The following is an 11873-nucleotide window of genomic DNA, read 5'->3' on the forward strand; positions in this document are numbered from 1 at the left end:
AAAGGAAGCCACTAAGTGACTTCCTTCTAGAATGATGACTGATTAGTCTTCACCTTTGTTTTTCTTAATGATTTCTTCTTGTACTGACTTAGGTACATCTTCGTAGTGGTCAAATACCATCATGAATGTACCACGTCCTTGAGATGCAGAACGAAGAACTGTTGCGTAACCGAACATTTCAGCAAGTGGAACGTAAGCACGAACGATTTGGCTGTTACCGTGTGCTTCCATACCATCTACACGTCCACGACGAGCAGTTACGTGACCCATAACATCACCAAGGTTTTCTTCTGGAACAGTGATTGTTACAAGCATCATTGGCTCAAGGATAGCTGGTTGTGCTGATTTAGCAGCTTCTTTAAGAGCAAGTGAAGCCGCGATCTTGAAGGCAGTTTCAGATGAGTCGACATCGTGGTATGAACCATCGTAAAGCTTAGCTTTAACGTCAACCATTGGGTAACCTGCAAGAACACCGTTAGCCATAGATTCTACCAAACCTTTTTCAACCGCTGGGATAAATTCACGAGGAACCACACCACCGACGATTGCGTTTTCGAATTCGAATCCTTTACCTTCTTCGTTTGGAGTAAATTCAATCCATACATCACCGAATTGACCTTTACCACCAGATTGACGTTTGAAGAATCCACGTGCTTGAGTAGAAGCTCGGAATGTTTCACGGTAAGATACTTGAGGAGCACCTACGTTCGCTTCAACTTTGAACTCACGACGCATACGGTCAACAAGGACGTCAAGGTGAAGCTCACCCATACCAGAGATAACTGTTTCACCAGTTTCAACGTTTGTTTCAACGCGGAATGTTGGATCTTCTTCAGCCAATTTTTGAAGGGCGATACCCATCTTGTCTTGGTCAGCTTTAGATTTTGGCTCAACCATCAATTGGATAACTGGTTCTGGAACGTTGATTGACTCAAGGATGATTTTAGCTTTTTCATCTGTCAATGAGTCACCAGTTGTAGTATCTTTCAAACCAACGGCAGCAGCGATATCACCTGAGTAAACAGTGTCAATTTCTTGACGGCTGTTAGCGTGCATTTGAAGGATACGTCCGATACGTTCACGTTTACCTTTAGAAGTGTTCAATACATAAGAACCTGATTGAAGAACACCTGAGTAAACACGGAAGAATGTCAAACGACCTACGAATGGGTCAGTCATGATCTTGAAGGCAAGAGCTGCAAATGGCTCTTCGTCAGATGCTGGACGAGTTTCTTCTTCATCTGTATCTGGGTTAACACCTTTGATTGCTGGGATGTCAAGTGGGCTTGGAAGGTAGTCAATAACCGCATCAAGCATCAATTGAACACCTTTGTTCTTGAAGGCAGAACCACACAATACTGGGAAGAATTCAACGTTGATAGTCGCTTTACGGATACCAGCTTTCAATTCTTCGTTAGTGATTTCTTCACCTTCGAGGTATTTCATCATCAATTCTTCGTCAGTTTCAGCAACTGCTTCAATCAATTTTTCACGGTATTCTTGAGCTTGGTCAAGGTATTCAGCTGGAATATCTTCTTCAAGGATATCTGTACCAAGGTCGTTAGTATAGATTTCAGCTTTCATCTTAATCAAGTCGATGATACCACGGAAGTCATCTTCAGAACCGATTGGCAATTGGATTGGGTGCGCGTTTGCTTGAAGACGATCGTGAAGTGTGCTTACAGAGTAAAGGAAGTCAGCACCGATTTTGTCCATTTTGTTGGCAAATACGATACGTGGAACTCCATACTCAGTTGCTTGACGCCAAACTGTTTCAGTTTGAGGCTCAACACCTGATTGTGAATCAAGAACGGTAACCGCACCATCCAATACACGAAGAGAACGTTGTACTTCGATTGTGAAGTCCACGTGTCCTGGTGTGTCGATGATGTTTACGCGGTGGTTGTTCCATTGAGCTGTTGTCGCAGCAGATGTGATAGTGATACCACGCTCTTGCTCTTGCTCCATCCAGTCCATTTGTGACGCACCTTCGTGAGTTTCACCGATTTTGTGGATTTTACCAGTGTAGTAAAGAATACGCTCAGTAGTTGTTGTTTTACCAGCATCGACGTGAGCCATGATACCGATATTACGAGTTTTTTCAAGTGAAAATTCGCGTGCCATGAGGTTTGTTTCTCCTATTTATTTTTGATTTCTATTCTATTATAACACGATTTTAATAAAAACGGATAGGCAGGACCTACCCGTTCTCAATGTTTTCATGCTATTGTTGGTTTCAACTTGTAGATTTACAAGTTGAATTGAACTCGGGCTAAAGTTAGTTAGCCGATTTGAGCTGGAACGGGATGCTGTGTGAAAAAGATAAACTTCCTTGTATTCATCGAATACTGCGTCAGTTTCCTATTTTCACCTTGCATCCTTACCGTTCCTAGCATCATGATATAGTTGAGCTCAAGCTAAAAGTCTGGAGAAAAAGATGAATCTCATTGGTTGCAATCGCAACCTGCTTTGATTCCCTATTTTCCCTGGGACTTTCTTAACGCTTTCGCATCCTATCTTACCAACGGAAGTGTGCGAATGCACGGTTAGCTTCAGCCATACGGTGAGTGTCTTCACGTTTCTTAACAGCTGCACCAGTGTTGTTAGCAGCATCCAAGATTTCTTTTGCAAGACGATCTTGCATCGTGTGTTCACCACGAAGACGAGCGATTGTTACCAACCAACGAAGTCCAAGTGTTGTACGACGTTCTGGACGAACTTCAACTGGGACTTGGTAGTTAGAACCACCAACACGACGTGCACGTACTTCAAGTACAGGCATGATGTTTTCCATAGCTGTTTCAAATACTTCAAGTGCATCGTTTCCAGTAGCTTCTTTGATTTGTTCAAAGGCACCGTAAACGATTGAAGCAGCTGTACCACGTTTACCATCAAGCATAACGCGGTTGATAAGACGAGTAACTAGTTGTGAATTGTAAAGCGGATCTGGCAATACGTCACGTTTTGGAGCTCTATTTTTACGACTCATTTATCTTTATCCCCTTTCCTTATGCTTTTGGACGTTTAGTACCGTATTTAGAACGGCCTTGTTTACGATCGTTAACACCTGCAGTATCAAGTGCACCACGGACGATATGGTAACGTACCCCTGGAAGGTCTTTTACACGTCCACCACGAAGAAGAACCACGCTGTGCTCTTGCAAGTTGTGTCCGATACCTGGGATGTAGGCAGTAACTTCGATAAGGTTGCTCAAACGTACACGAGCGAATTTACGAAGGGCTGAGTTAGGTTTTTTAGGTGTCATTGTTCCAACACGAGTTGCAACACCACGTTTTTGTGGTGAAGAAACGTTTGTTTGAACTTTTTTATGACTGTTGTAACCAACGTTCAAAGCTGGTGATTTAGATTTTTCTACTTTTGATTTACGCGGTTTGCGAACCAATTGGTTAATTGTAGGCATCTACATTCTCCTGTGTTTTTTTATTTTTGGTGATGATACACTTGGTGACAGCTATCATCTGTGTGTACTTTTGCAACATTTGTCAGCACGTCCCTGTACACTCTTGAGAGACCAAAAGTAAAAAGTACCGTCTATTATTGTAACAAATTTTTCCTTTGGTTGTCAAGATTTTTTTCTTTTTTATTGTTAATTTTAGCTCTTTTATAGTGCTCCCCCAAAAAAGAAAAAGGAGGAATCCCACCCTCCTAAAGTTAGTATTGTTCCATTCAATCCCATCAATTTTAGCACATAATGGTTTTCGAGATAGAATAATATCACAACCAACCAGATTCTTTCGCTATATTAGCTGCCTCTGTTCGATTACCTGCATCTAGTTTCGAAAGAATATTGGTGACATAGTTTCGGACTGTTCCGTTGGATAGATAAAGTTTGTCTGCGATTTCCTGGTTAGAGAAGCCCTGAGCAATTCCCTTTAAAACTGCGATTTCTTGTTCTGTCAACGGATTGGGATGTGTCATCACCACTTCCATCAACTCTGGAGAATACTCCTTGCGTCCCTCTAGCACCGTATGCAGGGTTTGCATGAGCTCGGCGATGCTCCGCTCCTTCAAGACATAAGCATCGACTCCTGCTTTAACCGCTCGTTCAAAATAGCCTGGGCGTTTAAAGGTCGTAACGATAACAACCTTGGTTTCAGGCACTTCTTGTTTGATCCACTCGAGCGCTTCTAGTCCCGTCTTTACTGGCATTTCGACGTCAAGGATGGCAATGTCTACTGCTTCTTTCTCCAATGCCTCGATAGCTTCAGCTCCATTTTTCGCCTGCAAGACGATCTCCACATCCTGTTGAAGCATGAGCAACTGGCACATGGCATCTCGCAACATACTTTGATCTTCTGCAACAAGTAGTTTCATCTTAATTTCTCTCCTTATAAGGTAGTCGAACCTGAACTTCTGTCGGTTGTTTCCAACTAATTACCTTTACTTCTCCCGAAAATGGAAGAACACGATCTCGAACTGTATGGAGGTCATCCCCCTTTATAGAAGTAAAGCCACAGCCATCATCTCTCACTGTTAGAATGAGTTCTTTCTCTGTCCGTTCTAATTTCAAGTAGACTTTAGACGCTTTAGCATGCTTGATGATATTGGTCGCCAGTTCTAGCAAAATCATGGAAGCCGTTGACTCCAATTCCTGAGTTAAGCTAGCTGTATCTAGTTGATTAGCTATTTCCACCTCAATCCCAGCAATTTCCAGCATCTTCTTTACAGTCTCAAGTTCTGAAGCTAGGGTCCGTGATTTCAGATTTTCCACGATGGTTCGCACTTCATTCATGGAATCCTTACTGATCTGGTGAATTTCTTTTAATTCCTTTTCCACCTGTGGATAAGCCTCCATCTGAAATAACTGCAAGGCTAAATCTGTCTTGACACTCAACATAGCAAAGGTATGTCCCAAGCTATCATGCAAATCTTGACCGATACGACTGCGTTCATTTTCAGCAAGCAATAGATTTATCTGGGCATTTTGCTTGGCCTGCGCTTCTTTCAAATCCTCCACAATCCGAATCCGAACCAAGCCAAAAGTCATTAAATCGACAAAAGTAAGAATTACAAGTAGATAGACTAGAAACTCAACTTCAATTCTCTGAATAATCAACAGTTGCCCCACAACAAGGACTTGAGAAAGGAGAAATGTCCAGACATGTAAAGACTTTAAACTACGTACGCCAAAATGATAAATTAAGAGATTGGAAAGGAAAAAGAAAAACCAGATATAATTCACAGCAACAAAGGTGGTATTCCCAGCTACATAGGCTAGCATAATCACCCAACAGAGCCAGGATAAACGCTGACTCTTGGTGGTTAAAACACCTAAGTAAGCCAAGACAAACAGAATATCAATCAATAAATGCCAGACAGCAAGCTCCCCAGTCACTACAGGAACGATGGGAAAAACCATAAAAATCAAACTGGCCCAATACATATAGTCTATGCTTTTTAGTCTTTCAAGCATTAAGCATTCTCCTTATGACCTTGAAGGTAAATGGTCAAACCAAACAAAACTGCTGAAAAAACAAGTAGATAAACTGTGGCTGATAGATTGATGCCACCCTCATTTAAGAAGGTCTTGAGCAACTCCATCAACTGATAAGTTGGTAGGCACTTCCCGATTGCTTGCATCCAGTCTGGAAATAAAGAGATGGGCATCCAGAGTCCGCCTAAAACAGCCAAGCCTAGATAAAGAAGATTGCCCACGACAGACATCAGCTGACTAGAAGGCAAGAGTGTCAAGGTCAAGCCAAGCGCTACAAAAGCTACACTTCCTACTATCAGCAAGAGCGCAGCCCCAATCCAGCTTCCTAAAGGCATATCCACACCTCTGACCAAGTGCCCAACTGAGAAAACAACCAGGATTGAGACCAGATAATCAACCATCATACTTGTTATCTTTGATAGATAATATTCTACCATATTTACCGGAGTATGGCGCAATGTTTTCTGCCAGTTGTTGATTTTATCTGTATGTAAAACAGATGGGAATGAGAAGATAGCTGTCGACATCATGGAAAAGGCAGTCATAGAGATAAGGTAATCACGCATAAAATGCGCGGGTCCACCTGGTGTGTCCTGGTACATACCTGAAAAGAATAAATAGAAGGCTGTCGGCATCCCTACGGATAATAGATAATAGACTAATTGTCGTTTGGTCAATAGAAATTCTATCTTGTTTAGTGCGATCCATCGTTTCATCTTAGTCATCTCCCTTTTGTGTTTCTTCAAAGATTGTATCCAACAAGCTACGATTATTGACTTCAATTTCTTGAATCCTACATCCTGCTTGCACTAACAGTTGCCAAAAAGCATCCGCTTCACGTGTAACTACTTGCAAAGCATCTTGTTTTTGTGACCAGTTTTCAACCAAGTTTGACTGTTCGACAACTTCCTTATATGCTAGAGGAAGGATAAAGTGCTTTTCAATCTCCTCACTACGCATAGCTAGAGGCGTTGTATCACGAATCAATTCACCCTTGTGTAGCACCAAGATTCGATCAGCCGTATGCTCCACCTCTTCGATATAGTGAGAAGAATAGACAATGGTCACACCATTTTTCTTTAACTGATCGACAATCTCCCAAAAACGTTGACGAGTTGATGTATCCATAGCCGATGTAGGCTCATCTAAAAAGACAAGCTTTGGTCGCCCAATTAAGGTCAAGATAAAAGAGAAAAGACGCTTCTGCCCACCTGACAATTTTTCTGCAAATTGTTCTTTTTGTTGCTGGTCAAACTGCAATAGTTGATCAATTTCCTGCTCGCTCAAGGGATTTGGATAGATACGTTGAAAGAAAACAATCAACTCTTTTACCTTTAATTTCTGAACGATGACATTTTCTTGAGGGAGGTAGGATCTTGTGTAGTCTAACTTAGAGCTCGTCACTGGCAAGCCTTGGATGGATACTTGACCGCTTGTGACCAGTTTATCTCCAAGCAAACAGTCCAAGAGTGTGGTCTTCCCAGCACCATTGGGACCAATCAAGGCGACGCATTCACCTTCAGCTACCTCAAAGGAAATATCCTTCAAAATAGCCTTGCCCTTAATGTTTTTATTTAGGCTTTCTACCTCAATCATGTTCATGATATTCTCCTTTCAGCCACTCCTTTCCCATCGGAAAGGCGATAAAAATCATAAATCCTAATCCCCAGGCACCACGGATGAATTGGTGAAGGAAGACTTGATCAAACCAACCTGTAAACATTTCTACCAACCATACCACTAGTGATAGTCCAATAAAAAGATAGAGAATCGCTTTTTTCATTTTTCAAACTCCTTTTTCACATCTGAGACCAATTTCAAGCCTTCTCGGATAAGCCAAGACATCATGCCAAATCCTGCAAACAACTCCCAAGGAAAATGATAGAAGCCTTCATCCAATCCTGAAAACATGAGATAAGTCATGACTCCTGCTACTACTAAACTCATTGCGACAATCATTTTATTCTTCATCTCTTCTTCCTCCATTTCATACTTCAATTATAGTCCTTTGAAGTTAGCGGAGATAGAAGCTTCTGTCATGAAGAGATATGACAAATGTCATAAAAAAAGAAAGTTGCAAAATCAACTTTCTTTTTAATCTATTAAATTTTTATTCCACACTAAATAGGTATGGGTAAACCGGTTGTTGCCCTTGGTGAATCTCGACTTCAACATCTTCGAATTCTTCTGCGATTTCTTGGGCAATTTCATTGGCAAGTTCTTCGCTTCCGTCTTCACCGACATAGAAGGTTACGATTTCACTATCTTCATCCAACATATGTTTCAATGTTTCAGTCAAGGTTTGGTGCATATCAGGGTTTGACACGAGGATTTTCCCATCCACCATACCTAGATTATCGTTTTCATGGATTTCTAAGCCATCAATGGTTGTATCACGCACAGCTGTTGTGACGCTTCCACTAACGACATCGCTAAGAGCAGCAGTCATACGCTCTTGATTTTCTTCGATGGACTTGCTTGGATCAAAGGCAAGAAGACTTGTCAAACCTTGAGGAAGAGTACGAGCCTCTACCACTACTGCTGGTTGCTCCAAAACTTCTGCTGCAGATTGAGCTGCCATGAAAATATTCTTGTTGTTTGGTAGGAAGATGATGTTACGAGCGTTGACCTGTTCAACAGCCTTGATAAAGTCTTCTGTTGAAGGGTTCATAGTTTGACCGCCTTCGATAACATAATCCACACCTTGAGAACGGAAGATATCTGCTAGACCTTTACCAGCCACTACAGCAATCAAAGCATACTCTTTTTCTTCAGCTGGTTTGCTAACTTGAGCAGCTTCTTTCTCAACCTGTGCTTCGTGTTGGTTACGCATATTGTCAACTTTTACCTTGACCAAGCTACCATATTTGAGACCTTCTTGCATAACAAGTCCTGGATCTTCTGTATGGACATGGACTTTGACAATTTCATCATCATTGACAACAAGGAGAGAATCCCCGAGTTCATTCAAGTAGTTACGGAATTCGTCGTAGTCAAAATCTTTGGCATAGGTTGGACCTTGCTTAAGAGCTACCATGATTTCAGTACAGTAACCAAAGGTGATGTCCTCAGTCGCTACGTGACCAGCTACAGACTTATGATGTTCAGCATTGATCATTTCACTCATGTTGGCCGGAGTCGCTACAAAGTCCTCAGATGCAATATATTCACCAGTAAGGGCTGAAAGGAAACCTTCATAGATGAAGACCAGTCCTTGACCACCTGAATCCACAACGCCAACTTCTTTCAATACTGGAAGCATGTCTGGTGTTTTAGCTAGAGCTGTTTTAGCACCTTCCAAGGCTGCGCGCATGACTTCAACAGCGTCATCTGTTTGCTCAGCTTTTTTCTTAGCACCGATAGCAGCTCCACGAGAAACTGTCAAAATCGTTCCTTCGACTGGTTTCATCACTGCCTTATAGGCAACTTCCACACCTGATTGGAAGGCAAGGGCCAAGTCTTGACCTGTTAACTCGTCTTTATCCTTGATAGCTTGTGAAAATCCACGGAAAAGCTGAGACGTAATAACGCCTGAGTTCCCACGCGCACCCATCAAAAGACCTTTGGCAAGAATGCTCGCTACCTCTCCAACAGTAGAAGCTGGCTTGTCTGCAACTTCTTTAGCACCATTTTCAATGGTCATTCCCATATTTGTTCCAGTATCTCCATCTGGAACTGGAAAGACGTTTAATGAATTGACATATTCAGCTTGCTTATTCAAGCGAGTTGATGCAGCCTGCACCATTTCTTGAAATAAGCTAGTAGTAATTTTTGACACGGTTATTCTCCTACAACTTTGATATTTTGAATGTAGACATTTACAGTCTGAGCAGTAATTCCAAGCTGGTTTTCCAAGCTAAAACGAACACGCTCTTGAATGTTTTTTGACACTTCGCTAATCTTTGTTCCGTAGCTCAACACGGTATATACATCAACTGCAATACTGCCATCTTCGGTCGCCTTTACGACGACACCTTTGGAATAATTTTCCTTACCTAGAAGGGCTTGGAAATTATCTTTGAGGGCATTTTTACTAGCCATACCGACCACACCAAAAATCTCAGTTGCTGCTCCACCTACGACGGTTGCAATCACTTCATCTGTTAGTTCGATTTGACCATCTTTTGTATTAATTTTTACAGTCATCCTTTTTACCTCAACTAGTTGATACTCTATTTTATCATATTTCAGCCCAAGTGTAAAAGCAGAATACTGTATCGGCGGATATTTACTCTATTTTTCAAATGATGTTACACCTACAGTAAAAGAAAAAAGACCCTAAGGTCTCCTTACTTTTATTATTAAACGCGTTCAACTTTACCTGATTTCAAAGCACGAGCTGAAGCCCAAACTTTTTTAGGTTTACCATCGATAAGAACAGTAACTTTTTGAAGGTTTGGTTTTACGGCACGTTTTGTTTGGTTCATCGCGTGTGAACGGTTGTTTCCTGATACAGTCTTACGACCTGTAAAGTAACATACTTTAGCCATTTGTGTTTTCCTCCTATTAGATCTAATATAGCGGATGTGCTAGCACCACATACTGTACTATGTTATCACACTTTCTCTGTTTTGGCAAGGGGATTGAAAGATTTTTTTATTCAACGTAAACAACTCCTAATTTCCCAAAGGCCACATCTCCACGGATAATCAAGGTTTTGCTGGTTGGGGCTAGAGGAGTATCTGCCTTGGCTACGCCACAGAAAGTTTCTACCTTTAAATCAACTCCCCAATGTTGAGGAACATAGATAACTGCATTGCCAAAACCAACTTCCACTTTCAGGGTTGCGCTATCTCCCAACATCTCTGCATTGTCATAATATATCTTGGCATTGCCAAAACCAACTTCTACTTGGTCGTCTACAAGATCTTGATCTTGTTTATAGAAAGTCCCAGTCCCAAAAGCAACTTCCTTATCTGTAAGAATGGTCTTTTTACCATCATACCACCACTTTTTCCCATTCCAAGTTCTGTTAGAATGAGTCAGCATACTTACTCCGAGAACGATTAGAACTCCTGCCCAGATTAGTGTTTGATTTGGAATCGGTAAAATGCCATAAAAGTGGTTAGCAATCATTAAGGCCACTAGAGCTGTAAAAGAGGCTGAAGTTAAGTGACGACGCAACAAAGCTCCAACTGATTGATAAGCAAAAAAGGCAATACCGAGCAAGGGCCAAATTTGCCCGCCGAATGAAGGGATTCCAAAATTCCCTTGTAATAATATTAAAGCCGCCAAAATGAGCAACACAATACCAAATGCTTTCTTTTTCATCTTCTTACCTCATGTTTCTTAGATTTTCTTTTAGGAGGGATTGGTAATGCCGTGACACATGAACCTCCTTGTGAGTCTGATAAAAGGAAATGGTGCCTGTTCCTGAAAAGGACTTGTCCACCGAGTAAACCTGACGGATATTTGCAATGGTCGACTTGGATACCCGACTAAAATAACGAGGAAGGATAGCCTCTAACTCATAGAGTTTAAGCCGAACCTCATAGGCATCTTTCTGGGTATGGGCGTAAATCTTGCTACCTTCCGTCTCAAAGAAGAGAATTTCCGATAAGTCCAGATAATATTCACCTGTTCCCTTGTAAAAAATCAACCGAGGAGACTTGGACTCTTGCAAGAGCCGCTGTAAATCCGCAATCTCATCTGTCAAAGTCGCTGCCTTGATGACAATTTCAGTTTCCTCTAAATTGCTGTCAATTTCGATTCGTAACTTCATTCCATCTCCTTTCTGACTCTACTATATCAAAGGAAAAATAAGAAAACAAGAGCAAAAAAGCAAGTGGTTACTTTAGACCCGTAAGTGGTTGTGGGATCACCTTAACTTACAGGTCAAAATAGAAAGAAAATCACACCCCACACAAGAGCACAAATATAGCCAGCCACTACATCCTTGGGAAAATGCACTCCACCTAAGACTCTCACTAGACCTAGGAAGGCTGATAATGTCAAACAAATCATCCCCATAGTTAGACTAGCATGCAAGCAAGCCATGGAGATAATGGTTGCTGAAAAGACATGACGGCTGGGCATAGACTGACCAGGACTATCTCTGTCAAGCAAGGGTTTAATATCCCATTCCTCATAAGGCCTAGGGGAATTGATTTTCTTACGAAGAAAGGACAAAATCACAAAACCTGACGCTGGAATAAACAAATAGATCCCGACCTGTTTCCCAAGTCCTTGTTGGAGATAGGTAGTTGCTAACAAGGTTAGATAAATCATAGGCATAACTACCGTCATGAACCGATTGAAAGTCCTTAACAATCTCAGAAGAAAGGGCCTATTTTCAACGTTAGCAGCAATGTAGTCATACCATTCTTGATAATTTTTCATATATTTTCTCATCACTTACTCAAATTTTGCTTACAGGGAAGCACTTGTCTTCTAGTATAGTGCAGAAAAAGAAGGCCG

15 protein-coding genes are annotated in these 11873 nt (G+C 41.5%); all 15 read right to left on the reverse strand.

Annotated elements, in window-relative coordinates:
* Positions 1-42 precede the first annotated feature (42 nt).
* Entirely contained in the window at positions 43-2124 is a 2082-nt protein-coding gene (fusA, locus tag N8O80_RS03420) for an elongation factor G (protein ID WP_000090350.1), read from the reverse strand.
* 394 nt (positions 2125-2518) lie between these two features.
* Entirely contained in the window at positions 2519-2989 is a 471-nt protein-coding gene (gene rpsG, locus N8O80_RS03425; protein ID WP_000087873.1) for a 30S ribosomal protein S7, read from the reverse strand.
* A gap of 19 nt (positions 2990-3008) precedes the next feature.
* Positions 3009-3422, reverse strand: a complete 414-nt coding sequence (gene rpsL, locus N8O80_RS03430; RefSeq protein ID WP_001142332.1) for a 30S ribosomal protein S12 — start codon at positions 3420-3422, stop codon at positions 3009-3011.
* A 314-nt stretch (positions 3423-3736) separates the two neighbouring features.
* Positions 3737-4336 (reverse strand): response regulator transcription factor, encoded by a 600-nt coding sequence (locus N8O80_RS03435; RefSeq protein WP_049552297.1) that lies wholly within the window; start codon positions 4334-4336, stop codon positions 3737-3739.
* A gap of 1 nt (position 4337) precedes the next feature.
* Positions 4338-5435, reverse strand: coding sequence for a sensor histidine kinase (locus tag N8O80_RS03440; protein ID WP_261026931.1), 1098 nt, complete (start codon positions 5433-5435; stop codon positions 4338-4340).
* On the reverse strand, positions 5435-6172 hold the full coding sequence (locus N8O80_RS03445) for an ABC transporter permease (RefSeq protein ID WP_261026932.1): 738 nt from the start codon (positions 6170-6172) through the stop codon (positions 5435-5437). Before N8O80_RS03445 ends, N8O80_RS03440 begins: the two co-directional genes overlap by 1 nt.
* Before the next feature lies 1 nt (position 6173).
* Positions 6174-7058, reverse strand: a complete 885-nt coding sequence (locus N8O80_RS03450) for an ABC transporter ATP-binding protein (protein WP_261026933.1) — start codon at positions 7056-7058, stop codon at positions 6174-6176.
* Positions 7045-7239: a hypothetical protein gene (locus tag N8O80_RS03455; RefSeq protein WP_125409137.1), complete on the reverse strand. Its 195-nt coding sequence runs from the start codon at positions 7237-7239 to the stop codon at positions 7045-7047. The genes N8O80_RS03450 and N8O80_RS03455 overlap by 14 nt, the downstream gene beginning before the upstream one ends.
* Entirely contained in the window at positions 7236-7442 is a 207-nt protein-coding gene (locus N8O80_RS03460; protein WP_181146373.1) for a hypothetical protein, read from the reverse strand. The genes N8O80_RS03455 and N8O80_RS03460 overlap by 4 nt, the downstream gene beginning before the upstream one ends.
* A gap of 124 nt (positions 7443-7566) precedes the next feature.
* The gene (locus tag N8O80_RS03465; RefSeq protein WP_000036655.1) at positions 7567-9234 is read right to left on the reverse strand and encodes a DAK2 domain-containing protein; all 1668 of its coding nucleotides are present in this window, start codon (positions 9232-9234) and stop codon (positions 7567-7569) included.
* Positions 9235-9236: 2 nt separating this feature from the next.
* Entirely contained in the window at positions 9237-9602 is a 366-nt protein-coding gene (locus tag N8O80_RS03470; protein ID WP_042901664.1) for an Asp23/Gls24 family envelope stress response protein, read from the reverse strand.
* Positions 9603-9757: 155 nt separating this feature from the next.
* Entirely contained in the window at positions 9758-9946 is a 189-nt protein-coding gene (gene rpmB, locus N8O80_RS03475) for a 50S ribosomal protein L28 (protein WP_001140948.1), read from the reverse strand.
* Positions 9947-10052: 106 nt separating this feature from the next.
* The gene (locus tag N8O80_RS03480) at positions 10053-10727 is read right to left on the reverse strand and encodes a LiaF transmembrane domain-containing protein (RefSeq protein WP_049552302.1); all 675 of its coding nucleotides are present in this window, start codon (positions 10725-10727) and stop codon (positions 10053-10055) included.
* Between the two features lie 4 nt (positions 10728-10731).
* Positions 10732-11178, reverse strand: coding sequence for a LytTR family DNA-binding domain-containing protein (locus N8O80_RS03485; RefSeq protein WP_049552303.1), 447 nt, complete (start codon positions 11176-11178; stop codon positions 10732-10734).
* A gap of 113 nt (positions 11179-11291) precedes the next feature.
* Positions 11292-11795 (reverse strand): phosphatase PAP2 family protein, encoded by a 504-nt coding sequence (locus tag N8O80_RS03490; protein ID WP_261026935.1) that lies wholly within the window; start codon positions 11793-11795, stop codon positions 11292-11294.
* Between the last annotated feature and the right edge of the window lie 78 nt (positions 11796-11873).

The sequence above is a fragment of the Streptococcus mitis genome (assembly GCF_946190155.1).
Taxonomy (GTDB): domain Bacteria; phylum Bacillota; class Bacilli; order Lactobacillales; family Streptococcaceae; genus Streptococcus; species Streptococcus mitis_CL.